Below are 24,526 nucleotides of genomic sequence, written 5' to 3'. Positions count from 1 at the left end.
GGCAGTCTCCGACTGCCATCTTCCTTAGCAGCAGACGCATCGCTTCCAAGATTGTCGATCGGAGATCGACACTCCAATCCTGCGCCTAATCCCGCAGAGTTGTCACTTGTAGACCTTCCCTCCGCTCCCCTCTCCCTCAAGGGGGAAGGGAGATCCCATTACCGCACCCTTCGCATACCAATCCCTCCTAATGTCTTCGCTTCAAGGAATTCCCCCATGTCCCAGATCATGCTCATTACCGGCGCATCCAGCGGCTTCGGCGCCCTTGCCGCGCGCGCTCTCGCCGATGCCGGCCACACGGTCTATGCCAGCATGCGCGAGACCACGGGCCGAAATGCGCCGCAGGTCGATGCGGTCAAGGCCTATGCCGCCGAGCACAGTGTCAATCTGCGCAGTATCGAGCTCGATGTCGCCTCGCAGGCGTCCGCCGATGCCGCCGTTGCGCAGATCGTCGCCGAAAATGGCCGCCTCGACGTCGTCATTCACAATGCCGGCCACATGACCTTCGGCCCGGCCGAGGCCTTCACGCCCGAGCAGTTCGCCGAGCTCTATGACGTCAATGTGCTCAGCACCCAGCGCGTCAATCGCGCCGCACTGCCCCAGTTGCGCAAGCAGGGCAGGGCGCTGATGGTATGGGTGTCTTCTTCCAGCAGCCGCGGCGGCACGCCGCCTTATCTCGCGCCCTATTTCGCCGCCAAGGCCGCCATGGATTCATTGGCGGTCAGCTATGCCGGCGAGCTCGCCCGCTGGGGCATCGAGACCTCGATCATCGTGCCCGGCGCCTTCACCAAGGGCACCAATCACTTTGTCCATGCCGGCTCCCCCGCCGACAAGGCGCGTGAGGCCGAGTACAGGGCCGGGCCGACGGGCAGCATTCCCGAGGTGGCGCTCAAGGGCCTCGCCTCGCTGGAACCGGCCGACGCCGATGTCGGAGCGGTGGCCGAGGCGATCGTCAAGGTTGTCGACATGCCCTTCGGCAAGCGTTCCTTCCGGGTGCATATCGACCCTTCGCAGGATGGCGCCGAAATCGTCAATGGCGTAGCCGATCGTGTGCGGGCGGAACTGCTGCGCCGCATAGGCCTGGAGGATGTACTGAAGCCGGCGATGTGACGGTAGGCCAATCCGGGATCAACCCATCATCGATCGAAAACAACGGAGAGGGCCGACCATCACGGTTCGGCCCACTTCGATACGGTGGAACCTTCCATCGCGGACAGGCGTTAAGACCCCGACAACAGCCCGTTTTCGCAGCGCCGACATGCGGCGAACATGTTTCAAACGGGCGAGGACCAACCTTCAGCCTATGGAGCGTTGCATGCCCAACACGAAAGTCGTGAAGCCGGAAGGTGAAGTCAGACGCGCCTCTCGCGCCAAGCCACAGCGGCGCAAACGCAGCGAGTCCGGCAATGTCCGTCATTCGACGAAGAAGTGGTCTCGTGCCGTCGCCGAGAAGAGCGATGCGCTCGATCTCGAGAAGGGCGTATTCACCTCCGACAGTCCGGAAAAGATCGCCAAATCCCTCAAGCATTCGGCGGAGGTGAGTCGCCGCCGCAAGGCCGATCCGTTCCGTTCTGCCCTGTCGATGCTTACCTTCTACATCAATCGCGCTGGCAAGAAGCTGTCAACGGGCCGCCGCCGCACGCTGATGGCCGCCAAGGGCAAATTGCGCCAACTTTCCGAGCGTAGGCGCAAGCCTTCCGTCAAACGCGTTCAATGAAGGAGCAGTCCCATGCCGCGGGGAGACAAGTCGAAATATACCGACAAGCAGGAACGCAAGGCCGAGCATATTGCCGAGAGTTATGAGGAGCGCGGTGTCTCCGAAAAGGAGGCCGAACGTCGCGCCTGGGCCACCGTCAACAAGGACGATGGCGGCGGCAAGGAGCCGGGCGGCTCGGGCAGGGGCAAGAATACCGGCCATCCCGCTGCCCATGAGGGCGGTGAGAAAGGCGGTGCCACTTCGGCCCGCCGTTCGGCGCTGGCTCGCTCCGCCGCGGCCAAGAAAGCTGCGGCGACGCGCAAGCGCCATGCCGAGCATCACACGCATTCCTGACGCACGGTTCTCGCAAGGGGCCGGCGAGGCGTGACCATCCGTGCCGATGGGGCTCCAACCTGGTTGGGATGAATCGGTCTGCGCCTTCTCGTCATCTTGGCTGGGTCCAGCGGCGCTGGCTTTTGCTTGGAGGCATTACAGCAAGGCGGGTCTGAAGACCCGCCGCCGATATTTGCGGGCTTACCCGGAGCCTGTCACGCCGGCGGAAGTTCGGTGCGCTCGGTTTCGGTCTTGAGATTGGCGAGGCCCTGCTCGAAGTCCTTGCCGATCATATGATCCATGTTCATGAACAGGCCCATCAGCTTGGCGATAAAGGGCGACTGGCCTTGCATGGCCCAGGTCACGCGCGTGGCGGTGCCTTCCGGCATCATGGTGAAGTCGACCTTGTTGGTGGCTCGGAACGGTTTGATGAAATCGAGATTGATGGCGACGCGTGACGGTTGCTGCGCGTCGGCGATTTCCATGCGCCCCTTGCCGGCCTTGCCATTGCCCTCCCACGCATAGACGGCGCCTTTGCCGCTCCTGGCTCCGCTGTAGTCGCGCTGCAGGTTGGGGTCGAGCTTCTCATAAGGCGACCAGCGTCGCCATTGGTGGAAGTCGTTGATGAGGGTGAAGATCCGTTCGGGCGGCGCTTGGATCGTCAGCGAGCGCTCGACGCGGAAACTGTCCGGCCGGGTGGCGGCATAAGCGGCCACGGCCGCAACGATGAGCACGACGAGGAGCAGGAGAATGGTCATGGCCATTTTTGTCTTTCCGGTTCAAGCTGTTGGTGCGCGGTCTGAGGAACGGTCGTCATCCTCCTGACGAGGCTTGCTTTTCAGTTCGGAAGCTTGCTCTCGCTCTCGGCCTTCAAGCGGTCGATATTCTGCCTGATATGGTCCGCTTCGGCCGGGGTGTTTGCAAGGGCGATGGCCTGGTCGAAGGCGCAATGCGCCTCCCTGGCCCGGCCGAGCTTGAGAAGAAGCGCGCCCCTGAGGCCGTAGAAATAGAAGTAGCCGGAGAGGCGGTTTTCGAGGGGCTCGATCATGGCGAGCGCTGCCTCCGGACCTTTTGTCTTGGAGACGGCAACAGCCCGGTTGAGCGTCACCACCGGCGAGGGCTGGATCTCCTCCAGCAGGGAATAGAGGAAGTCCATCTGCCGCCAATTGGTGTCGTCGGGCGTGGCGGCGCGGGCGTGCACGGCCGCGATGGCAGCCTGGATCTGGTAGCTGCCGGCCTGGTGGTGGCGGGCGGATTTGTCGATCAGCGCGAGACCCTCGGCAATCATCTGGCGGTTCCACAGACGGCGGTCCTGGTCCTCCAGGAGGATGAGCTGGCGGTTGGCGTCGAAGCGCGCCGGTGAGCGCGAATGCTGGAGCAGGATAAGGGCGGTCAGGCCCATGATCTCGGGCTCGCTCGGGAAGAGGCGCAGCAACAGGCGCGCTAGGCGGATCGCCTCGTCGCAAAGCTGGACACGGGTGCCATCGCTTTCCCCACCGCCTGAGTACCCCTCGTTGAAGATGAGATAGACCATGGCGGTGACGACCGCGAGTCGCTCCGAGCGCTCCACCGCGCCTGGCGTCTCGAAGGGCAGGTCGGCCTTGGCAATGCGGGCCTTGGCGCGCGTGATGCGCTGCTCCATCGCCGCCTCGCCGACCAGGAAGGCGCGGGCGATCTGCTTGACGGTGAGGCCGCAGACGATCCGCAACGCCAGCGCGATCTGCTGGGTGGCCGGCAGCTCGGGGTGGCAGCAGATGAAGAGCAGCCGCAGGATGTCGTCGCGATAGTGCTGGCCGTCGAGCCGATCGGCGAGGGCGGTCTCTGCATCCTCAAGATCGGAGATCTGGTCCTCGTCCGGCAGTGCCTCCTGCTTCTTCTCGCGGCGCTTGGCATCGATGCCGGAATTGCGCCCGGCGAAGATCAGCCAGGCCGTGGGATCGCGCGGGGGCCCGTTCGTCGGCCAGGCCCTGATCGCCCTCAGGCAGGCTTCCTGGTAGGCTTCCTCCGCGGTGTCGAGATCGCGAAAATAGCGTAGCAGCGCGCCCATCGCCTGCGGCCGGGCGGTGATCAGCGCGGTATTGATCCAGGCCGCGTCCGTCATGTAGTGAGGACCCCCGGGTGGAAGACTGAGAGCGGCCGGATTTCATAGGAGCCGATGCTCGGATTGGCCTTGGCAAGTTCGCGGGCGACGTCGAGAGCCTCTTCCAGATCCGTGCAATCGACCACATAGAAGCCGAGCAGCTGCTCCTTGGTCTCCGCGAAGGGGCCGTCGATAACCAGGGGCTCGCCGCCCGTCTTGCGCAGGGTCGTCGCGGCAGTGGTCGGCAGAAGACGCACCACCGGGCCGAGCTTGCCGGCCTTGGCGACCTTTTCATGGACCTTCAGGAGACTCGCCATCACGGCATCGTCCTCTTCCTTGGTCCAGGCACCGACAACGTCTTCGTAATTGTAGCAAAGGATGGTGTAGAGCATGTCGAGCTTCCCTCTTGAGCCAAGGACGAATGAGGCAAGAGGTAGCCGACATGGGGGAGGAGCACAATTTTTGCGAGATGGCGCGGTTCGGTGTCTTGACCACGCAGTTTTCCGGCAGACGAAATGAGGCTTTAGGCCGTCTCGTCAGTTCTGATAGGATGGAGTTTGAGGACGGGGATGCAGCGTATGAGACCTTCAGAAGTTTTACGGAGAAAGAGAGTGGCGGTATGCGCCGCGATCGGCCGACACCGGGTGGCCAATCCTCGGGTGTTCGGGTCCGTTCTCCACGGCACCGATCGTGAAGGTGGCGATTTGGATATTTTGATTGATGCGCTGCCTGGTGCGACCTTATTCGATCTCGGCGGCTTGCAAGTGGAACTGGAGGATTTGCTGGGGGTCCGTGTGGACCTGCGGACACCCGGCGACCTGCCTCAGCCGCTCAGGGAAAAGGTACTGTTGGAAGCTCGCCCTCTATGAACGAGAAGGGGTCGCGCCTGGAAGACTATCTCGCTAACATGGAGATAGCATCCCTTGATGCGTGCTCTTTTGTGGAAGGAATGAGCAAGGCGGAGTTTCTCTCCGATAAGAAGACGCAGAACGCCGTTGTTATGAGCCTTGTTATCATTGGCGAGGCTGCTTCTCGTATTACTGAGGTGGCTCCCGATTTCATCGAAGAGCACACTCATGTCCCATGGCGGGCGATGAGAGGTATGCGCAACCGAATTACGCATGGCTATTTTGGCACGGATTTCGTGTTGGTTTGGGAAACCGTCCAGAGCGCGCTCCCCGAATTGATCAACCAACTGCCCGCTCAGAAGGCTGCCGCGAGGAAATTCTAGAGGAAGGGCTGGCCCGCCGTCACCGCCCGCTCACCACGCCGCTCGCCAGCACGGCGGCCGAGGCGCGGTTCTCGACGCCAAGCTTCACGTAGATCTGCTCCAGGTGCTTGTTCACCGTGCGTGGCGAGAGGCCGAGGATGTCGCCGATGTCCCGGTTGGATTTGCCGCGGGCTATCCATACCAACACTTCCGCCTCGCGCTGGGTGAGGGCGAAACGGGCACGCAACTGGTCGGCTTCGCTCGTCGCCTGGTCGACCGAGAGGCGGAAGAGGAACTCGTCGGAAGAGGTCTGGCCCATGAAGGAGAGCTGCAGGCCCTGCGCCGCATGCACCGTGCCGCTGGCCCGCGCCGCCTCCATGAGGGCGTGGGGCAGCCGCACCTGGCCTTCAGGTGGCGGGAAGGCATCGGCGAGCAGGCGCTGGGCCTGCGGCGTCGACCACAGGATGTCCCCGCTACGCGTCACAGCGAATAGGAAGCGGCCGGTGGCGTCGAGCGCGGCATAGGCACTCTGGGAGGCGCGGGCATTGGCAAGATGCACGCGGATGCGCGCGATCAGTTCCTCGATATTGATCGGCTTGGTGAGATAGTCGACGCCGCCGGCCTCGAGCCCTCGCACGATATGCTCGGTTTCGCTGAGGCCGGTCATGAAGATCACCGGCACGCCGGCGATGGCGGCCGTCGCCTTGATGTGGCGGCAGGTTTCGAAACCGTCCATCTCCGGCATCACGGCATCGAGCAGGATGATATCGGGGGTGATGCGGCCGGCAATGGCAAGAGCCTGGCTGCCGGAGGTTGCGGCCAGCACGGTGAAGCCAGCGGGCTCCAGCGCGTCCGTCAGCATCGCCAGGGCATCCGGCGCATCGTCGACGACAAGGACGATATTGCGGGCGCTGATCTCACTCATGGGCGGTCCATCGCCTCCAGCGTCGCCGTATAACGCTCGAAATCGAAATTGCGCAGATGGACCCGGATGGCGTCGATGAAGGGCTGCGCCGTCGGATCGGTTTCGAGTTGCGACAGCTTCGCCTCGATGCCGCGGACATAGCCGATGCGACCGAGTTCAAGCAATTCCTCGACGTGGCGGGTGCCCGGGCTGACCAGGGCTGGCGTTTCATTCGTTAAGGTATTTCCGGCTATACCATCGGTAAGCCATTGCAAACGCATCAGAAGGCTAATGCGTTCCAGAAGTTGTGCGAGGTCGAAGGGCTTGGGCAGCATGCCGTCATGGGCATCGTTCTCGCCGGGCGCCGGCATGGATTCACCGACATTGGCGGAAACCATGAGGATGGGCGCCGTCACCCCTGCCGTTTCACGCAGCGTGCGGGCGAGGTCCCAGCCACTCATGCCGGGCATGGAGATGTCGAGAATGAAGAGATCCGGCGCGGCATGCTCCGTGAGAGCCAGACAGGTCGGCCCATCGCGTGCGGTGAGCACGCCGAAGCCGAGCGGCTCCAGGATGGCGCGCATGAGTTCCTGATGGTCGGCATCGTCGTCGACCACCAGGATGGTGCGCCGCCGCCCCGCATAGCCGCTGATGTTGACAGTAGCCGGCGGGGAAACCGAGGCGACTGTGGAGAGCATCATGCGGACCCGGAAGGTCGAGCCTTGCCCCGGCGTGCTGGTCACCGAGATCTCGCCTCCCATGATCTGCACCAGGAGCTTGGTGATGGTGAGGCCGAGGCCGAGACCCGGCTGCACGTTCGGGCCGAGGCCACTCTCATGGCTGCCACGCTCGAAGGGCTCGAAGATGCGGTCGAGCTCCGAAGCGGGGATGCCGCTGCCGCTGTCCTCCACGGTGAAGGTGGCGATCTGGCTGCGATAGCCGACCTTCAGCGTCACGCCGCCAGTTTGCGTGAACTTGATGGCATTCGAGAGCAGGTTGATCAGGATCTGGCGCAGGCGCTTCTCGTCTGCTCGCACGGTATCGGGCAAGGCATCGGGCCGCTCGAAGCGGAAGGCAAGGCGCTTGGCTTCGGCCTGCAGGCGGAACATGTCGACCAGCTGGTCCAGGAAATCGTTGAAGCGCACGTCGTTGCGCTGCAGCTGGAGTCGCCCGGCCTCGATCTTGGAGATGTCGAGCAGCCCGTCGATCAGGCCGGAGAGATGCTCGGCGCTGCGCCGGATCACGCGCACGCCGCCCTGGCGGTTGGTGGGAATGGTGTCGTCGCGCTCCAGGATCTGGGCATAGCCGAGCACGGCGTTGAGGGGGGTACGCAGTTCATGGCTGAGGCCGACGACATAGCGGCTCTTGGCGAGGTTGGCGGCTTCGGCGACGTCCTTGGCCCGCTGCAGGGCGGCATCGGTGCGCCGGTGGGCTTCGATCTCCTTGAGAAGCAGCGTGGTCTGGCGGGCGGATTCCTCCTGCGCCACCCTGCGGCTCTCGTGGGCCAGCACGAAGAACCAGGCGATCACGCCGGAAACGATCAGCAGGATGAAGAAGGAAACCCAGAGGGCATCGTCGATTGCCTCCGTGCGAACCCCGCCATAGCCTGAGGCCTGGAAGGAAATCAGGTAAAGGACGAGCCCTATCACGCTGACGAACAAAGAAAATGTGCCGGTGAATTGGACTATGCGCGGGCTGAGGCGGCTGGAGATGAAGGAGGGCAGCGTGACCTCGATCGCCCGGGTCAGCTGGGCCTGCATGCGGGCATTGGGCTTGCACAGGTCGTGGCAGCGGGCATCGAGCGAGCAGCATAGCGAGCAGATCGGCCCGGAATAGGCCGGACAATGAGCCATGTCCTCCGGCTCGAACGCCAGCTCGCAGATCGAGCAGGTGATCTCGCTGCGCAGCTTCCAGGAGGCGCGAGGCTTGCGGGCGAGGTAATATCTGCCCCGCGTCAGCGCTGCGATGGCAGGGGCGGTGACCAGGGCGACGCCCAGAGCGACGAAGGGGGCGAGCGCCTTGGGCACCTCGCCGAATAGTCCGGCGGCAGCGAGCAGGGCGCAGAGGACGGCGATCGCCATCGATCCCGTGCCCACCGGATTGATGTCGTAGAGATGGGCGCGCTTGAACTCGATACCCTCCGGCGAGAGGCCGAGCGGCTTGTTGATGGCAAGATCCGCCACGATGGCGCCGAGCCAGGCCACCGCCACCACGGCGAACAGGCCGAGGATCTGCTCCAGTGCCTTGTAGATGCCGAGTTCCATCAGCAGCAGGGCGATGGCGACATTGAAGACCAGCCAGACGACTCGGCCAGGATGGGAATGGGTGAGGCGCGAAAAGAAGTTCGACCAGGCTAGCGAGCCGGCATAGGCGTTCATCACATTGATCTTGAGCTGCGAGACCACCACGAAGGCGGCCGTCATTGCCGTTGCCGCATAGGGCCAGGGCAGGGCATAGCCGAAGGCAATCTGGTACATCTGCGCCGGCTCCGAGGCATGCTCGGGAGCGATGCCCTGGCCAAGCACCAGCACGGCGAGGAAGGAGCCGAACAGTAGTTTAGGCGCGCCGAGCACGATCCAGCCAGGCCCTGCTGCCAGCAGCGAGAACGCCCAGGCGAAGCGCGAGCCCGGTCTGGGGGCAGGCAGGAACCGCAGCACGTCGACCTGTTCGCCGATCTGCGGCATCAACGCCAGGATCACCGAGGCGGCACCGCCGAATTTCAGGATGTCGAGAGCGTTATTGCCATCATTCAAACCCGGGAAGTTCAGCCAGCGCGTGATCGAGCCGGGATCGCTCGCCAGGATGAAGCCGACAGGGAGGATGTTGAGGACGATCCAGAGCGGCTGGGTGAGAAGCTGGAAGCGACTGATCCAGGTGATGCCGTGGGTCACCAGCGGGATCACCGCGACGGCGCTGATGATGTAGCCGATGGCGAGCGGGATGCCGAAGCACAGCTGCAGCGCCGTCGTCATGATCGAGGCTTCGATGGCGAAGAGGATGAAGGTGAAGGTGGCGTAGATCAACGAGGTGATGGTCGAGCCGATATAGCCGAAGCCGGCGCCGCGGGTGAGCAGGTCGATGTCGACGCCATAGCGCGCGGCATAGCGGCTGATCGGCAGGGCGGTGGCGAAGAGCAGCACGCCCACCACCAGCGTCGCCACCAGCGTGTTGATGAAGCCGTAGGAGAGGGTGATTGCACCGCCGATGGCTTCCAGCGCCAGGAAGGAGATGGCGCCGATCGCCGTCTGCGCCACGCGGGGCGAAGACCATTTGCGCGCGCTCTTGGCGGTGAAGCGCAGAGCGTAATCTTCCAGTGTCTGGTTGGCCACCCAACGGTTATAGGCGCGCCGCACCGGCAGAATGCGTTGGCGGCCTGGCATGGGTGGCGGGTCTCCGGGGGTTGGGCTGGTCGATAGCTCTCGCTGTGCAAGGCCTGTGCCGGAAGGGCAGTATCGGTGTGCCGACTTCCAGGTCGGCTCTCTCTTCCCGGAATGTATGGTTTGCGTGCCGACCTGGAGGTCGGCACACCGAGTTCGTGCCTAATCTTTAGTCACGCCGCGCAAATTGGCAGCACTCACGCCCGAATACGTCAATCAACGTATATGCTGCAACGCACAAAGAGTGTGAACTCCCCGGATCGGCATCGCTGTTCGTGCCGTTCCATCCTTTACAACCCCGTCTCACCATCGAAATAAGGGGAGTTCGATGAACCATCCGGTGATCAACCGCCGTACCGCTCTGTTCAGCCTGGCGGGTGCCGTCAGTGCCCTGGCCCTTGGCACGAGGGGTGCCATGGCCGCCGACGAAACCATCAAGGTCGGTGTGCTCCATTCGCTCTCGGGCACCATGGCCATCAGCGAAACCACGCTGAAGGACGTCATGCTCATGCTCATCGAAGAGCAGAACAAGAAGGGCGGCGTGCTCGGCAAGAAGCTGGAGGCCGTGGTGGTGGATCCGGCTTCCAACTGGCCGCTCTTTGCTGAGAAGGCTCGCGAGCTGATCACCAAGGACAAATGCGTCGCCACCTTCGGCTGCTGGACCTCGGTGTCCCGCAAGTCGGTGCTGCCTGTCTTCGAGGAGCTGAACTCGATCCTGTTCTATCCCGTGCAGTTCGAGGGCGAGGAATCGTCCAAGAACATCTTCTACACGGGCGCCGCGCCGAACCAGCAGGCCATCCCCGCGGTCGACTATCTGATGGCGAACGAGGATGTGAAGCGCTGGGTGCTCGCCGGCACCGATTATGTCTATCCGCGCACCACCAACAAGATCCTGGAAGCCTATCTCAAGGCCAAGGGCGTGGCAGCCGAAGACATCATGATCAACTACACGCCATTCGGCCAGTCCGACTGGCAGACCATCGTCTCCGACATCAAGAAATTCGGTTCGGCCGGCAAGAAGACGGCCGTGGTCTCCACCATCAATGGCGACGCCAACGTGCCCTTCTACAAGGAACTCGGCAACCAGGGCATCAAGGCCACCGATATTCCGGTCGTCGCCTTCTCGGTAGGCGAGGAAGAACTGGCCGGCATGGACAAGAAGCCGCTCGTCGGCCATCTCGCCGCCTGGAACTACTTCATGTCGGTCGATACGCCCGAGAACAAGGCCTTCATCGACAAGTGGCATGCCTTCACCGGCAAGGCCGACCGCACCACGAACGACCCGATGGAAGCCCACTATATCGGCTTCAACATGTGGGTTGCGGCCGTCACCGCGGCTGGCACCACGGACTCCGAGGCGGTGCAGGAAGCCCTGCTCGGCATTTCCGTTCCCAATCTCTCGGGCGGTCTCTCCACCATGATGCCGAACCACTACATCACCAAGCCGGTGCTGATCGGAGAGATCCAGGAGGACGGCCAGTTCAACATCGTCCAGCAGTCGCCCATGGTGGTCGGCCGCGAGTGGTCCGACTATCTCGACGGCTCCAAGGACCTGATCGCCGACTGGCGCAAGCCGCTGGCCTGCGGAAACTTCAACATCAAGACCGGAAAATGCGGCGGCAAGGCTGCCTGACGCAGGGAGCGCGGACGTCCTCGTCCGCTCTTCTTCCCTCGTAGAGCGCTTCGTTTCCACGAGCGGACGGGGACGTCCGCGCTCCCAGGATAGTCGCACCATGCAAGCTTTTCTTCGCATCGCAGGCCTGGTCGTCGTGCTGCTCCTGGCCGGTCTCACTACCGCCTTCGCAGACGCCGCCGCCCAGTCGAAGCTCGCCTCGGAGAAGTTCGACGACATCGAAGCGGGTGTGAGCGCCCTCGCGACCTCCGGCGATCCCCAGGCCTCCGCCGTGATCGGCGCGCTTGCCGACGGAAAGCTCACCTATGATCCCGCCAGCAAGGCGCTCTATTACCAGAAGGGCTCCGATACGTTCGAAGGCACCAGCGGCGCCAAGGTTGCCGCGCCTCCGTCGGGGCTAAAGAAGGTCAAGGTCAACAATCGCATCCGCCGCGCCATCGAGGCCGCACAGGGCGCCCTGACGCTGATGGCGCCCGATCCGGCCGTGCGCCTGGCGGCAGCCAATGCCGTGTTCAAGTCCCGTGACGAGGCGGCCTTGCCGGCCATCGACAAAGCGCTCGCTGCCGAGACCGATACGGCCGTGAAGCAGGCCATGGAGCGGGCACGTGCGGCTGTCGTCTTTCTCTCTTCCACCGCTTCGGCCGCCGACCGCGTCAGCGCCGCCAACCTGATTGCCAGCAAGGGCGACCAGGACACGCTTGGCCTCCTTCAGTCCCTGCCCGATGATGCGTCCCAGGCGGTGAAGGATGCCGCCGCGGCCGGCGTGAAATCCATCAACGAGACTCTCATGCTGTGGAGCGGCGCGCAGAACCTCTGGTTCGGCCTTTCGCTCGCCTCGGTGCTGCTGCTCGCCGCCATTGGCCTGGCCATCACCTTCGGCGTGATGGGCGTCATCAACATGGCGCATGGCGAGATGGTGATGCTGGGCGCCTACACCACCTTCGTGGTGCAGGAACTGATCCGCAGCTTCGCGCCGGGCTTGTTCGATTATTCCATGCTGGTCGCCATCCCGCTCGCTTTCCTGGTGGCAGGGGCAGTGGGCGTGCTCATCGAGCGCACCATCATCCGCTGGCTCTATGGCCGGCCCCTGGAGACGCTGCTCGCGACCTGGGGTGTCAGCCTCGTGCTGCAGCAGGCTGTGCGCACCCTCTTCGGCCCGACCAACCAGGATGTCGGCGCGCCCTCCTTCATGACGGGCTCCTTTGCCCTCGGAGGGCTCGACATCACCTGGAACCGGCTCTGGATTGTCGTGTTCGCCGGCCTGGTTTTTGCGGCGCTGCTCCTGCTTCTGCGTTTCACCAGGTTCGGCCTGCAGATGCGCGCTGTCACCCAGAACCGCCGCATGGCCTCGGCCATGGGCATCCGCACCAATTGGGTCGACGCCTTCACCTTCGGCCTTGGCTCGGGCATCGCCGGCCTGGCGGGTGTGGCGCTGTCGCAGATCGACAACGTCTCTCCGAACCTCGGTACCGGCTACATCATCGACAGCTTCCTCGTCGTGGTGTTCGGCGGCGTCGGCAATCTCTGGGGAACGCTGGTGGGGGCGCTCACGCTCGGAGTCGCCAACAAGCTGCTGGAACCGTTCGCCGGCGCCGTCCTTGGCAAGATCGCCTTGCTGGTCCTCGTCATCCTCTTCATCCAGAAACGCCCGCGCGGCCTGTTTGCGCTCAAGGGCAGGGCGGTTGAAACATGATCACTGCCAGACTCCTCGCCGATCCTCGCGGCCTGATATTCCTGGCCGTCCTCGCGCTCCTCGCCGTGCTGGTGCCGGTCGGGCACCTGGCCATGCCCGAGACCTCGCCCTTCCACGTGCCCGACTGGGTGGTGGCGCTGCTCGGCAAATATCTGTGCTACGCGCTGCTCGCCCTCGCCCTCGACCTTGTCTGGGGTTATTGCGGCATCCTCTCGCTCGGCCATGGCGCCTTCTTCGCGCTCGGCGGCTACGCCATGGGCATGTACCTGATGCGCCAGATCGGCCCCCGTGGCCAGTATGGCAATCCGATCCTGCCGGACTTCATGGTCTTCCTGAACTGGAAGGAGCTGCCGCTCACCTGGTACGGCCTCAACTTCTTTCCCTATGCCTTGCTGATGGTCTTCCTGGTGCCGGGCCTGCTCGCCTTCCTGTTCGGCTGGCTCGCCTTCCGCTCACGCGTCACCGGGGTCTATCTCTCCATCATCACGCAGGCCATGACCTATGCCCTGATGCTGGCCTTCTTCCGCAATGACATGGGCTTTGGCGGCAATAACGGCCTCACCGATTTCAAGGACATCCTGGGCTACGACATCACCGCGGCGTCCACGCGCACGGTCCTGCTGGTGCTCACCATCATCGCACTGGCCCTCGGCTACCTGATCGCCCGTGCCATCGTAACCTCCAAGCTCGGTAAGGTGCTGCTGGCGGTGCGCGACGCCGAGAGCCGCACGAGGTTCCTCGGCTACCGCGTTGAGCAATATAAGCTCTTCGTCTTCGTGGTCTCGGCTTGCATGGCGGGCCTTGCCGGTGCGCTCTACGTGCCGCAGGTCGGCATCATCAATCCCGGCGAGTTCACCCCGGCCAATTCGATCGAGGTGGTGATCTGGGTGGCGGTCGGCGGACGCAGCACGCTGGTGGGCGCCGCCCTCGGCGCGGTGCTGGTCAACCTCGCCAAGACCATCTTCACCTCCGGCGTGTTCGCGCCCTATTGGCTGTTCGTGCTCGGCGGCCTGTTTGTGCTGGTGACCTTGTTCCTGCCCAAAGGCGTGATCGGCACGATCGGCCAATGGCAGGAGAGGCGGCGGGCGCTAAAGGCGGCGAGGCTTTCGGAGGCTGGGAGCGCGGACGTCTCGTCCGCTCTTCCTCGATAACAGACGACTCGTTTCCCAGAGCGGACAGGATGTCCGCGCTCCCAGGGGTTCCCATGAACGCACCCGTCAAACCCGATCCCTCAGCCCTCACCAGCGCGCTGCTCTATCTCGATGGCGTCGAGGTTTCCTTCGACGGCTACCGCGCGCTGCGCGGCCTGTCGCTTACGGTGGCGCCTGGCGAGATGCTGGCGATCATCGGCCCCAACGGCGCCGGCAAGACCACCATGATGGACGTCATCACCGGCAAGACCCGACCCGACAAGGGCGACGTTCTGTTCGAGGGCAAGATCGACCTCACCAAGCGCGACGAGGCCGACATCGCCCAGCTCGGCATCGGCCGCAAGTTCCAGAAGCCGACCGTGTTCGACAGCCAGAGCGTCGAGGACAACATCCTGCTGGCGCTGAAATCGAAGCGCGGCGTGATGGCGAACCTGTTCTGGGCCGCAACACCGGAGATCAGGCAGAAGGTGGATGAGGTACTGGAGACCATCCGCCTCACCAAGCTGCGCACGCGCCTCGCCGGCTCGCTTTCCCATGGCCAGAAGCAGTGGCTGGAGATCGGCATGCTCCTGGCGCAGGACCCAAAGCTCCTCCTGGTCGACGAGCCGGTCGCCGGCATGACGGATGCCGAGACGGCGCAGACTGCGATCCTGCTGAAACGCATCGCCGAGAGTCATTCGGTCGTGGTGGTCGAGCACGACATGCATTTCGTGCGCGACCTCGATGTGCGCGTCACCTGCCTGCACGAGGGCGCGGTGCTGGCCGAGGGCACGCTCGACCAGGTCAGCAACAACGACCGCGTCATCGAAGTCTATCTGGGGCGGTGAGGATGCATCGTCATTGCGAGCGTAGCGAAGCAATCCAGAGGGTGAAGGGCGGCGTCCTCGGGCCCCTGGATTGCCGCGTCGCTGCGCTCCTCGCAATGACGGGGTGCTCGTCGCGTCCATCGGGAGAATGCCAGTCATGCTCGAAGTAACCGACATCGACCTCCACTACGGCGCGGCGCAGGCGCTGCGTTCCGTCTCCATAAAGGCTGCGCCGGGGCGGGTAACCTGCGTGCTCGGCCGCAATGGCGTCGGCAAATCTTCGCTGTTGCGGGCGCTGGTCGGCCACCAGCCGATCAGCAAGGGGCGAATCCGCTGGAACGGCGCTGATCTTACCGCGCTCAGTGCCTCGGATCGCGCCCGGCGCGGGGTCGGCTATGTGCCGCAAGGGCGCGAGATCTTTGCACTTCTTTCGGTGGAGGAGAACCTCAAGACCGGTTTCGCGCCGCTCAAGAGGGCCGATTGCTATATCCCCGAGGACGTCTTCTCACTCTTCCCCGTGCTCAAGGACATGCTGCGCCGGCGCGGCGGGGACCTCTCAGGCGGCCAGCAGCAGCAACTCGCCATCGGCCGGGCCCTGGTGACGCGGCCTTCGCTCCTCGTGCTCGACGAGCCCACGGAAGGCATCCAGCCCTCGATCATCAAGGATATCGGCCGCGCCATCCAATATCTGCGCGAGAAGGGCAACATAGCCATCGTGCTGGTGGAGCAATATTTCGACTTCGCCCGCGAACTCGCCGACGATTTCTATGTGATGGACCGCGGCGAGGTGGTGATGTCGGGCACCCGCGAGAGCATGGTGGAGAACGAGGTGCGCAAGCGCATGTCGGTGTGAGCGGGGCTAGGCCAAACAAAATGGGCGCATGGCGAGCCTCCCCCACGAAGCTGGGGGAGGTGGCACGACGAAGTCGTGACGGAGGGGGTGTGGGCGGAGTGCGGCTCTGAGAACGTGACCTGTGTTCCCCGCGCCCTATCCTGACCACACCCCCTCCGACCTCACTTCGTTCGGCCACCTCCCCCAGCTTCGTGGGGGAGGCTTGGCGTGGCGCCCTCGATCACGAGCTCTCACCCGAATAGCGTAAGCTGCTCCGGCTTATCCGTCTTCCTCGCCTGCTTGTCTTCGACCAGCGGCTTCAGCATCGCGGCGATGCGTCTTGCGAGCCCTGGCTGGTCGGCCTCGGCCAGCGGGGCACTGCCGACGACGTTGCGGATGAGATCGAAGCCGGCGATGAGCGCCAGGAACAGGGCGGCACGCTCGCCGGTATCCCGCCCTCCGAGCATGGCGGCGAGCGGGCGCTCGAACTGGCCGGCAAGCGCTTCGCTTAGGATGGCGGCGGCACGTGGGTTGGAGGCCGAATGCAGCATCAGGCGGAAGGGATCGGGTTTGTCGTCACTCGCCTTGCCGACCATCGCCTGCGCCACCCGATCGGCGATGGAGGCGGCGTCGCCGCTGAACAGGCTGGTATCGGCAAAGGTGATTTTCACCGCCTCGACGAACATCTCTTCCTTCGAGCCGAAATAGCGGTTGACCAGGATGGCGGTGACGCCGGCCTCTCCGGCGATCTCGCGCAGGCCGACGCCGTCATAGCCGGCCCTCGAAAAGGCGACGAGTGCCGACTGGAGGATCGCCTCGCGCGTCGCCGCCGCATTGCGTGGACGCCTGGGCGCGGCAGCCGCCCTCGATCGGGTGGCGACCCTGGACTTGCGGACCGCGATTTTCTTCTGGGCCATGGCGTGCCTGAGTGGACCTTGGATGGCGGAGGAGTATACGGGCGTAAAAATCCGTGCAAGCGAAGTAAGCGTCCATCCACTGCTTTGGTGGCGCCATCCCTCGCTTTCAGCCATTCCGTTGCCGGATCCGGTTAGCGAACGTCAGCGTAGCCGGGCCACCCTGGAAGGCGAGCCGCCGGACCCGGCGTCCTTCCCGGCCGGTTGCCGTTTCCATAAACGTTGCCCGCGTGCGAGCGAACTATGCCAGCGCGAAGACCCGGCGTTGCGGGAGGTGGCGCGCGATCATCAAGCGGCCTGCCATCATATGCTCAATACCTGAGCGTTTGCTCAAGTTCTTTTTGTGACAGTTCTGCTCGATTATGACACAGATTGCACAATTCCTGCTCGCGCATGGTTAAACTAAGTGCATTGATTTAAAAGATAAATCGATAACTGTGCCTAGGTAAATCCACGTGCCGGGGTTATAGTTAGACACTGCCTGCATTGACGGAACCAAAAGAGCCTTGCCCGGGTTTTGTGAGCAGGGTCAATCGATAGGGTGGAGCCATGCAAGACAATTATTCCTCAATTTTCACTGCCGAGGAGTTCGAATTCCTGCTTGCCAACGCTGACGAATATGGCTGGTATGTTTGGAACGACGAAACACGTCCGATCATCGAAGCGCTGTGCGCCCGTCGCTTGATGGCTGCCAATGGCGATTTCAAGGTCGTTGCGAAGGAAGAGCATCTACGGGCCAATCTTTCGGGGCACGGTCCTCGTGTCGCCGACACTGTCGTTCGTTATTATGAACTGATCGGCACGGGCCGCATAGCATTTCACGTTTTGCAACAACACCGTCCTGCCATGACGGCGCCTCCGCTGGCCGAACAGCGCGGCACCCACACCGCTCATATGTGAGATGTCCAGTGCCGCCTCGTGAGACGGGCCGCGTGATGTATTCACCCTCTTGAACGAAGCCTTGCCGACGCGGCCAAGGCCTGTGGTCGTGTTGCAGAAGATGCCGAGATGGAACTTCCCAGGAGCCCTTCGTGGCTCTTTTTTCTTGCCTGTCCCATTCAAGCGACGTAGCTGCGCAACGTCTCCCGGTTCGCCTTCACGGCGGCGGTGAGATCGGCGGCGGCTTGATCGGACTCTTCCTCCAAGACAAGCCAGCCGTTGAAGTTCGGACCAGCGGCAACAACGTCGACCACTGCCGGCAGGTCACAGATGCCCTGGCCGAGCATGCTCCACTTCCCGGCTGCGTCGACATCCTTGAGATGGAGGTAGCGGATGCGGTCCTGATAGGTGCGCAGCGTGTCGACGATATCCTGGCCGCCGCGCAGGATGTGGCCGGTATCGGGCACCCAGCCCACCAGTATGGGATCGAGAAGGCTCATGATGCGGTCATAGTCTTCGCGCGTCGACAACAGGGTGTTGTGGTGCGAACTGGGATGCACCGCCACGCTGACGCCGGCCGTCTTTCCTCGTTCGCCCGCCGCATTGTAGAAGCTGCCAGCGGTGGCGAATTTCTCGTCGAGGGGCCCGGGACTCATCACCGTGGCGCTGCCGAGCGAGAGCACGGCGCCGGGGAAATGGGCGGTGAAACGCAGCGCCCGCTCGACCATGGCGAGATCCGCCTTCACGGCGTCCGGTTCCGTGAAACCCGATCGGCTGCCACAGGCGAAGGCCACGAGCGTCAGGCCGTTGTCCGCAAGCGCTCGGGCGAAGGGCTCGGGTCGGTCGGCATAGGGCGGGATCATGGTGTCGGTGATCTCGATGCCGGTATAGCCGGCAGCGCTGATGGCTCGCAGCAGATCGTCGGCATTGCCCTTGAAGGCGCTTCCCAGCATCTCCCAGGTATAGGTCTGGCAGCCGGCCTTCAGGGTCTGGCGTTCATTCATAGTGCTACTCCTTGACCGCGCCCTGCGTGAGACCCTCGATGATATGGCGCTGGAAGAGCAGAACCAAGGCAATCAGGGGCACCGTGACGACCACGGAGGCCGCGGCCACGTCGCCCCAGGGCACGTAATAGAGATTGGTGAAATTGGCGATGCCCACCGGAATGGTCTGGTGGTCGATGGTGGACGTGAAGGCGAGGGCGAACATGAATTCGTTCCACGCGGCGATGAAGGCGAGCAGCCCGGTGGTGACCAGGCCCGGCAGCGACATCGGTATGATGATCCTCAGGAACAGGCCGAGGACGCCGACCCCGTCCATGCGCGCCGCCTCGTCGATCTCGCGCGGCAGCGTGTCGAAATAGCCGAACAGCACCCAGGTCACCAGCGGCAGGCCGAGGGCGAGATAAACGATGACGAGGCCGCTATAGGTGTCGAGCAGACCGTAATTGGAGGCGGTGAGGTAGAGCGGGCCGACAATGGCGATCTGCGGGAACATCGAGACCGAGAGCACCACGCCGAGCACGCCGAAGCGCCCCTTGATCTTGAGGCGCGACAGCGAGAAGGCGGCCAGCGCCCCGATTGCCAGGCAAAGCAGCGTTGTCAGCCCGGCCACGATCACCGAGTTCAGCACGTAGAGCTGGAATTTCTTGACGAAGAAGACATTGGCATAGTGCTCGAGCGTTGCCGGCGAAGGCCAGAAGCTCGGCACCGGGTCGGTGAGCGCCTTGTCGAGCTGCAGTGAGGTGGAGAACTGCCAGACGAAGGGCCCGGCCGACCAGACGAACAGAATAAGGGCGCCGGCATAGACGGCTGCGCTGTGCAGGAAGCCGCGGCGACTCATGCCTCCCTCCTGAGCTCGATCACGATGAAGATGCCGAAGCCCAGCGCAATGATCGTCTCGGTGATGAACATCGCCGATGACAGGGCGGAGCCGTAGCCGAACTGCAAGGTGGAGAACAGCACCTTGTAGCTGAGCGTCGACAGCGTTTCGGTGGAGTCGGCCGGTCCGCCGCCCGTGAGCACATAGACGAGGTCGAAGATGCGGAAGGCGTCGAGCGCGCGGAACATGCCGGCTATCAGGAGCGTCGGGAACAGCAGCGGCAGGCGCACATACCAGAAGGTGCGCCAGGCGGAGGCGCCGTCCATGGTGGCGGCCTCGGTGAGGGAACGCGGCACGGTCTGCAGGCCGGCGAGCAGCAAGAGCGCCATGAAGGGCGTGGTCTTCCAGACATCGGCGACGATGATGGTCTGCATGGCATGCTCGACCGAACCGTACCAATTGATGTTACCGTCGACGAGACCGAGCGTCTTGAGGAGATAGTTGACCAAGCCGTGCTGGCCGTCGAACAGCCAGCCGAACATCTTCGAGGTCACCACGGTCGGCATGGCCCAGGGCACCAGCATGGCAGCGCGCACCAGCGAGCGGCCGACGAAGTGCTCATAGAGCAGCAGCGCCATGCCAAGGCCGAGCACCGTCTCCAGCAGGGTGGAGACGATGGTGAAGTTCACGGTGTGCCACCAGGCGTTCCAGAAGGCGCCGTCGCCCAGGAGCGCCGCGTAGTTGGCGAAGCCTACAAAGGCATCTTCCTGGGTGACCAGCGAGGTGTTGGTCAGCGACAGCCAGACGCCGTTGATGATCGGATAGACGGAGACAAGCCCCAGCGAAACCAGCAGCGGCAAGACCAGCAGCCAGGGCGTCAGATCCGGGAACCGCCAACCGGCTCGAGGACGCGAGCCGGCGGCAGAGGCTTCGACTACCATCACCTCATCCTGCAACGATGGACGTTATCTTCTCATTGGCCGCGTCCAGCTCAGCCTTGATATTGCCGCTGACCAGCGCCTTGGAGACGCCAGACTGGATGGCGAGCGTCACCTGCGCATATTTCGGCGTGACGGGCCGCGGCGTGGCGCCGGTGAACACCGACTTCAGCTGCTGCATGAAGGGCTGCTCCTTGCCAAGCTGGGCATTGTCGAACACCTCGGGCCGGGTCGGCGCGATGCCGAGCTGCAGGGCGAAGTGCAGCTGCGTCTCGGGCGAGGACATCCAGGTCAGGAAGTCGACGGCCGCCTCCTTGTTCTTGGAGGCGGCGTTGATGCCATATTGGTAGCCGCCCAGGCATGCCGCGCTCTTGCCGCCGGCGAAATGGGGCAGGGGCACGACGCCGACCTTGTCGACCACCGAGGAGGCCGACTTGTCCTGGGCGATGCCATAGACGTAGGACCAGTTGCGCAGGAAGGCGGCACGTCCGGCGGTAAAGGGCTGGCGCGAGGGCTCCTCGTCCCAGCTCAGCACGTCGGAAGGGCTGATCTTGGACTTGTTGATGGTGTCATACAGGAACTGCACGGCGGCCACGGCCTTGTCGTCGTTCAGCGCGCCCTTCTTGCCGTCGGAGGTGAGGATCGAGCCGCCATTGGAGGCGATGGCCTCGACGAGGTCGCAGACCAGCACTTCGGCTTGCTTGCCCTGCCAGAGATAGCCGAAATCGGCCTTGCCGGATTTTTGGATCCCCTGGGCTATGGTGACGAGATCGTCCCAGGTCTCGGGCGGCTTGGCGCCGGCGCCGTCCAAAAGGTCCTTTCGGTAATAGAGCATCCCCGAGTCGACGAACCAGGGCAGTGCCGTAAGCTTGCTGTTGTAAGTGCAGGCGGCGATCAGGCCGGGGAAATACTGGCTCTGCACCGAGGGATTGAAATATTCGTCCAGCGCCATGGCCCAGCCGGCACCGGCAAATTCGGCGATCCAGACGACATCCTGGGTAAAGACGTCGGGCGTGCCGTTGCGGCGGGCAAGCTGCTGCACCAGTGCCTGGTGCACTTCGGTGGAAGAACTCGGCGGCGGCAGCTCGATATAGGTTACATGGACCTTGCTCTGGGCCTGGTTATAGGCATCCACGACCTGTCCGACCGTCTCCTTGCCGAAGAATTTGGCGCTGGCGAAGGTGATCTCGGTGCGGTCGGCGGCACGAGCACGCCTCGGCAGGCCGAGAGCGAGGGCACCGGCGGCGAATCCGGCGCCTTGCAGGAATTTCCGGCGGCTTTGGCCGGCTTTCGACGCCGATAGGTCCGGAATCAAACTCGTATGACCGTCCGACATAGCAAGTCCTCCCATGGTGGGGGTGGAAATCACCCCTAAATTTTTACCACATGCTTGGCTGCCGGATGGGAGGTGTCAAGCGTATACTCTCATGAACGTGCAAAAAATTTCATTTTATTCCTAAGCGGTGTGTGTTTATTTCTAAAAAAGCTCAAAAATGCGCAAATGCCGGAGGTAGCCCGGCGGAGGAAACTCATGAGCAAACTCGGGATCGGCGTTATCGGTTGCGGCAATATCTCGATGACCTATCTGCGCAATGCGGCGCTGTTCCCCGGCGTCGAACTGCGGGCCTGCGCTGACGCAATGCCGGAGGCAGCCCAGGCTAGGGCAGGTGAATATGGCATCCGCGCCCTGTCGGTGGACCAGCTGCTCGCCGCCGAGGACATCGACCTCGTGCTCAACCTCACCGTGCCCAATGCGCATTTCGAGCTCAGCCTGGCGGCACTGACGGCGGCCAAGCATGTCTTCACCGAAAAGCCGCTGGCCGTCACGGTCGGGCAGGGCCGCATGCTGGTGGACGAGGCGAAGCGCCGGAACCTGGCGCTGGGTTCGGCGCCCGACACCTTCCTCGGCGCCGCCGGGCGAACGGCCCGCCGTCTGATGGAAGAGGGCATCATCGGCCGCCCCACCACCGGCACCGCCTTCATGATGACGCGCGGCATGGAGCACTGGCACCCCAATCCGCAATTCTATTATCAGCCCGGCGGTGGCCCGGTGCTCGACATGGGACCTTATTACCTCACGATGCTGGTCAACCTGCTTGGCCCGGTGCGGCAGGTGATGGCGATGGCAGCGACGGGCCAGGCCCAGCGCCTGATCACCGCACCCGGGCCCTATCAGGGGACATCCTTCAGCGTGGGCACGCCCACGACGCTGATGGCCCTGCTCGAATTCGCCAATGGTGCCGTCGTGACGGTCGGCATGAGCTGGGACGTCTTCCGCCATTCCAACCAGCCGATCGAATTGCATGGCAGCGAGGGCTCGCTGCGACTTCCCGATCCCGACACCTTTAGCGGGGCGCTCGGCCTCAGCCGCAAGGGCGAGGCCTGGCAGGAGATCGAGACCGCCGGCAAGGTCTACGGCGCTCTCAACTGGCCCTATGCCGCGCCGGATCGGGCAAATTACCGCATGCTCGGCGTGGCGGACCTGGCGCGCAGCCTTGTCGAAGGGCGTAGACCGCGTGCATCGGGCGAGCTGGCGCTGCATGTGCTGGAAGTGATGGAAGGCATACTGGAAGCAGGCCGCAGAGGCTCGGCGGTGACGATACCAGCAGGTCCGCAGCCGGAGGCGTTGTCGGAGGAGGAGGCAGCGGAACTCGCTGGGAGCGCGGACGCGCTCCGAGCTACACCGCCCAGTCCAGTGAGCGGTTGACGGCTTTGGTCCAGGCTGCAAGCAGCTTGGCGCGTTGGGCCTGCGCCATGGCAGGCTGCCATCGCTTGTCGACACCCCAATTGGTTACGATGTCCCGCGTCGAATTCCAGTAGCCGGTGGCAAGGCCGGCCGCATAGGCCGCGCCGAGGGCCGTGGTCTCGACCACCCGCGGTCGCACCACGGGGACGTTCAGGATGTCGGCCTGGAACTGCATCAGCAATTCGTTGACCACCATGCCGCCATCGGTGCGCAACTCCTTGATCTCGACGCCCGAATCCCTGGTCATCGCCTCGATCACCTCGTGCGTCTGGAAGGCGGTGGCTTCCAGGGCGGCGCGCGCGATGTGGCCCTTGTTGGCAAAGCGCGTGAGGCCGGCGATCACGCCGCGGGCGCTTTCCTTCCAATGCGGAGCGTAGAGGCCCGAAAAGGCCGGCACGAAATAGACATCGCCGTTGTCGGGTACGGTGCGCGCCAGCGTTTCGATCTCAGGGGCGGTCTTCACCAGCCCGAGATTGTCTCGCAACCATTGCACCAGCGCTCCTGCGATGGCGATCGAGCCTTCCAGGGCATAGACGGCCTTCTCATCCCCCAGCTTGTAGCCGAGCGTCGTCAGCAGGCCATGGGTTGACTGGTAGGGCTTCTGGCCGGTGTTCATCAGCATGAAGCAGCCGGTGCCATAGGTATTCTTGGCCTCGCCCGGCTGCAGGCAGGCCTGGCCGAACAAGGCGGCCTGCTGGTCGCCGAGGATGCCGGCCACGGGCACGTCTGCCAGCACGCCTTTAGCCTTGCCATAGACCTCGCTAGAGGACCGGATTTCCGGCAGGCAGGCACGGGGGATATCGAAGAGGTTCAGGATGTCCTTGTCCCAGTCCAGCGTCTCCAGATCCATCAGCTGGGTGCGCGAGGCATTGGTGACGTCGGTAAGGTGCAGGCCGCCCTCGGTGCCGCCGGTGAGGTTCCAGACGACCCAGCTGTCCATGTTGCCGAACATGAGGTCGCCGGACTTCGCCGCCTTCTGGGCGCCGGGGACATGGTCGAGCAGCCAGCGCAGTTTGAGGCCGGAGAAATAGGTGGCAAGCGGCAGGCCGGTCTTTGCGCGCAGCCGATCCTTGCCGCCATCCTCGCTCAGTCTGGCGACAAGCTGATCGGTGCGGGTGTCCATCCACACCACGGCGTTGTGGACCGGTCTGCCGGTCTTGCGATCCCACAGCATCGTGGTCTCGCGCTGGTTGGTGATGCCGACGGAAGCGAGATCGCTGGCGGCAAGGCCCTTTCTTTGGAGCGCGCCGGCGACCACCGCCTCCGTGTTGCGCCAGATCTCGGCCGGATCGTGCTCCACCCAGCCGGGCTTGGGATAGAGCTGCTCATGCTCCCGCTGGTCGAGCGAGATGATCTCGCCCTTGCGATCGAAAATGATGAAGCGCGTGCTTGTGGTTCCCTGGTCGATAGAGCCGACATAACGAGACATCGTTTCCTCCCGCATGATTCTTATAATTTGGAATGTCGACCTCCACAGCTCCATGGCGCGATGGAGCGAGGTCGACGTCTTGGA

Annotated in this window: 24 protein-coding genes; 13 read left to right on the top strand and 11 right to left on the bottom strand. The window is 63.6% G+C overall.

Going from position 1 to position 24,526, the window contains the following annotated elements; all coding sequences use genetic code 11:
- The first annotated feature begins 216 nt into the window (after positions 1 to 216).
- The 3 genes from ACMDCR_RS21895 to ACMDCR_RS21885 all read left to right on the top strand — a co-directional run bounded on the left by ACMDCR_RS21895 (position 217) and on the right by ACMDCR_RS21885 (position 2,050).
- Positions 217 to 1,110, top strand: a complete 894-nt coding sequence (locus tag ACMDCR_RS21895) for an SDR family oxidoreductase (protein WP_413988649.1) — start codon at positions 217 to 219, stop codon at positions 1,108 to 1,110.
- A gap of 205 nt (positions 1,111 to 1,315) precedes the next feature.
- Positions 1,316 to 1,717 (top strand): DUF3175 domain-containing protein, encoded by a 402-nt coding sequence (locus ACMDCR_RS21890; protein ID WP_413988648.1) that lies wholly within the window; start codon positions 1,316 to 1,318, stop codon positions 1,715 to 1,717.
- Positions 1,718 to 1,729: 12 nt separating this feature from the next.
- The gene (locus ACMDCR_RS21885) at positions 1,730 to 2,050 is read left to right on the top strand and encodes a plasmid stabilization protein (protein ID WP_413988647.1); all 321 of its coding nucleotides are present in this window, start codon (positions 1,730 to 1,732) and stop codon (positions 2,048 to 2,050) included.
- Positions 2,051 to 2,244: 194 nt separating this feature from the next.
- On the opposite strand, the gene ACMDCR_RS21880 is transcribed toward ACMDCR_RS21885, so the two are convergent.
- The 3 genes from ACMDCR_RS21880 to ACMDCR_RS21870 all read right to left on the bottom strand — a co-directional run bounded on the left by ACMDCR_RS21880 (position 2,245) and on the right by ACMDCR_RS21870 (position 4,501).
- Positions 2,245 to 2,793, bottom strand: coding sequence for an SRPBCC family protein (locus ACMDCR_RS21880; protein WP_413988646.1), 549 nt, complete (start codon positions 2,791 to 2,793; stop codon positions 2,245 to 2,247).
- Positions 2,794 to 2,867: 74 nt separating this feature from the next.
- Entirely contained in the window at positions 2,868 to 4,130 is a 1,263-nt protein-coding gene (locus ACMDCR_RS21875; RefSeq protein WP_413988645.1) for an RNA polymerase sigma factor, read from the bottom strand.
- Positions 4,127 to 4,501, bottom strand: a complete 375-nt coding sequence (locus tag ACMDCR_RS21870; RefSeq protein WP_413988644.1) for a YciI family protein — start codon at positions 4,499 to 4,501, stop codon at positions 4,127 to 4,129. Before ACMDCR_RS21870 ends, ACMDCR_RS21875 begins: the two co-directional genes overlap by 4 nt.
- A gap of 186 nt (positions 4,502 to 4,687) precedes the next feature.
- Here ACMDCR_RS21870 and ACMDCR_RS21865 point away from each other — a divergent pair, with 186 nt between their 5' ends.
- Both ACMDCR_RS21865 and ACMDCR_RS21860 read left to right on the top strand, forming a co-directional pair.
- Positions 4,688 to 4,978, top strand: coding sequence for a nucleotidyltransferase family protein (locus ACMDCR_RS21865; protein ID WP_413988643.1), 291 nt, complete (start codon positions 4,688 to 4,690; stop codon positions 4,976 to 4,978).
- The gene (locus tag ACMDCR_RS21860) at positions 4,975 to 5,340 is read left to right on the top strand and encodes a DUF86 domain-containing protein (RefSeq protein WP_413988642.1); all 366 of its coding nucleotides are present in this window, start codon (positions 4,975 to 4,977) and stop codon (positions 5,338 to 5,340) included. The genes ACMDCR_RS21865 and ACMDCR_RS21860 overlap by 4 nt, the downstream gene beginning before the upstream one ends.
- A 19-nt stretch (positions 5,341 to 5,359) precedes the next feature.
- Here the strand turns inward: ACMDCR_RS21860 and ACMDCR_RS21855 are convergent, their stop codons facing one another.
- Complete coding sequence (locus ACMDCR_RS21855) at positions 5,360 to 6,244, bottom strand: response regulator (protein ID WP_413988641.1); 885 nt, start codon at positions 6,242 to 6,244, stop codon at positions 5,360 to 5,362.
- On the bottom strand, positions 6,241 to 9,603 hold the full coding sequence (locus tag ACMDCR_RS21850) for an ATP-binding protein (RefSeq protein ID WP_413988640.1): 3,363 nt from the start codon (positions 9,601 to 9,603) through the stop codon (positions 6,241 to 6,243). The genes ACMDCR_RS21855 and ACMDCR_RS21850 overlap by 4 nt, the downstream gene beginning before the upstream one ends.
- Positions 9,604 to 9,928: 325 nt before the next feature.
- Here ACMDCR_RS21850 and urtA point away from each other — a divergent pair, with 325 nt between their 5' ends.
- From urtA to urtE, 5 genes are all read left to right on the top strand, one after another.
- Entirely contained in the window at positions 9,929 to 11,233 is a 1,305-nt protein-coding gene (urtA, locus tag ACMDCR_RS21845) for an urea ABC transporter substrate-binding protein (RefSeq protein ID WP_413988639.1), read from the top strand.
- A gap of 100 nt (positions 11,234 to 11,333) precedes the next feature.
- Complete coding sequence (gene urtB / locus ACMDCR_RS21840; protein WP_413988638.1) at positions 11,334 to 12,926, top strand: urea ABC transporter permease subunit UrtB; 1,593 nt, start codon at positions 11,334 to 11,336, stop codon at positions 12,924 to 12,926.
- Complete coding sequence (gene urtC, locus ACMDCR_RS21835) at positions 12,923 to 14,077, top strand: urea ABC transporter permease subunit UrtC (protein ID WP_413988637.1); 1,155 nt, start codon at positions 12,923 to 12,925, stop codon at positions 14,075 to 14,077. Before urtB ends, urtC begins: the two co-directional genes overlap by 4 nt.
- 53 nt (positions 14,078 to 14,130) lie before the next feature.
- On the top strand, positions 14,131 to 14,904 hold the full coding sequence (gene urtD / locus ACMDCR_RS21830) for an urea ABC transporter ATP-binding protein UrtD (protein ID WP_413988636.1): 774 nt from the start codon (positions 14,131 to 14,133) through the stop codon (positions 14,902 to 14,904).
- Between the two features lie 136 nt (positions 14,905 to 15,040).
- Positions 15,041 to 15,736 carry an urea ABC transporter ATP-binding subunit UrtE gene (urtE, locus tag ACMDCR_RS21825; RefSeq protein ID WP_413988635.1) on the top strand — a complete coding sequence of 232 codons (696 nt, stop codon included), beginning with the start codon at positions 15,041 to 15,043 and terminating at the stop codon, positions 15,734 to 15,736.
- 230 nt (positions 15,737 to 15,966) lie between these two features.
- Here the strand turns inward: urtE and ACMDCR_RS21820 are convergent, their stop codons facing one another.
- Positions 15,967 to 16,632: a TetR family transcriptional regulator gene (locus tag ACMDCR_RS21820; protein WP_413988634.1), complete on the bottom strand. Its 666-nt coding sequence runs from the start codon at positions 16,630 to 16,632 to the stop codon at positions 15,967 to 15,969.
- Between ACMDCR_RS21820 and ACMDCR_RS21815 the strand changes: the two genes are divergently transcribed.
- Positions 16,631 to 16,951, top strand: coding sequence for an oligopeptide/dipeptide ABC transporter ATP-binding protein (locus ACMDCR_RS21815; protein WP_413993690.1), 321 nt, complete (start codon positions 16,631 to 16,633; stop codon positions 16,949 to 16,951). The genes ACMDCR_RS21820 and ACMDCR_RS21815 overlap by 2 nt on opposite strands.
- A 227-nt stretch (positions 16,952 to 17,178) precedes the next feature.
- Positions 17,179 to 17,529, top strand: coding sequence for a hypothetical protein (locus ACMDCR_RS21810; protein ID WP_413988633.1), 351 nt, complete (start codon positions 17,179 to 17,181; stop codon positions 17,527 to 17,529).
- Positions 17,530 to 17,687: 158 nt separating this feature from the next.
- Here the strand turns inward: ACMDCR_RS21810 and ACMDCR_RS21805 are convergent, their stop codons facing one another.
- From ACMDCR_RS21805 to ACMDCR_RS21790, 4 genes are read right to left on the bottom strand one after another with little or no spacing between them, the layout of a single operon-like run.
- On the bottom strand, positions 17,688 to 18,512 hold the full coding sequence (locus ACMDCR_RS21805; RefSeq protein WP_413988632.1) for a sugar phosphate isomerase/epimerase family protein: 825 nt from the start codon (positions 18,510 to 18,512) through the stop codon (positions 17,688 to 17,690).
- Between the two features lie 4 nt (positions 18,513 to 18,516).
- Positions 18,517 to 19,350 (bottom strand): carbohydrate ABC transporter permease, encoded by an 834-nt coding sequence (locus ACMDCR_RS21800; RefSeq protein ID WP_413988631.1) that lies wholly within the window; start codon positions 19,348 to 19,350, stop codon positions 18,517 to 18,519.
- Complete coding sequence (locus tag ACMDCR_RS21795) at positions 19,347 to 20,270, bottom strand: carbohydrate ABC transporter permease (RefSeq protein ID WP_413988630.1); 924 nt, start codon at positions 20,268 to 20,270, stop codon at positions 19,347 to 19,349. The genes ACMDCR_RS21800 and ACMDCR_RS21795 overlap by 4 nt, the downstream gene beginning before the upstream one ends.
- Before the next feature lie 4 nt (positions 20,271 to 20,274).
- Entirely contained in the window at positions 20,275 to 21,603 is a 1,329-nt protein-coding gene (locus ACMDCR_RS21790) for an ABC transporter substrate-binding protein (RefSeq protein ID WP_413988629.1), read from the bottom strand.
- 195 nt (positions 21,604 to 21,798) lie between these two features.
- On the opposite strand from ACMDCR_RS21790, the gene ACMDCR_RS21785 reads away from it, so the two are divergent.
- Complete coding sequence (locus tag ACMDCR_RS21785; protein ID WP_413988628.1) at positions 21,799 to 22,974, top strand: Gfo/Idh/MocA family protein; 1,176 nt, start codon at positions 21,799 to 21,801, stop codon at positions 22,972 to 22,974.
- On the opposite strand, the gene glpK is transcribed toward ACMDCR_RS21785, so the two are convergent.
- A complete protein-coding gene (glpK, locus tag ACMDCR_RS21780; protein ID WP_413988627.1) occupies positions 22,946 to 24,442 on the bottom strand; it encodes a glycerol kinase GlpK in 1,497 nt (498 codons plus the stop codon). The two genes, ACMDCR_RS21785 and glpK, sit on opposite strands and share 29 nt — an antisense overlap.
- Positions 24,443 to 24,526 lie beyond the last annotated feature (84 nt).

This window comes from Labrys okinawensis (assembly GCF_047345005.1).
In the GTDB taxonomy this organism is placed as follows: domain Bacteria; phylum Pseudomonadota; class Alphaproteobacteria; order Rhizobiales; family Labraceae; genus Labrys; species Labrys okinawensis.
This window is presented reverse-complemented; position numbering and strand designations above follow the sequence as displayed.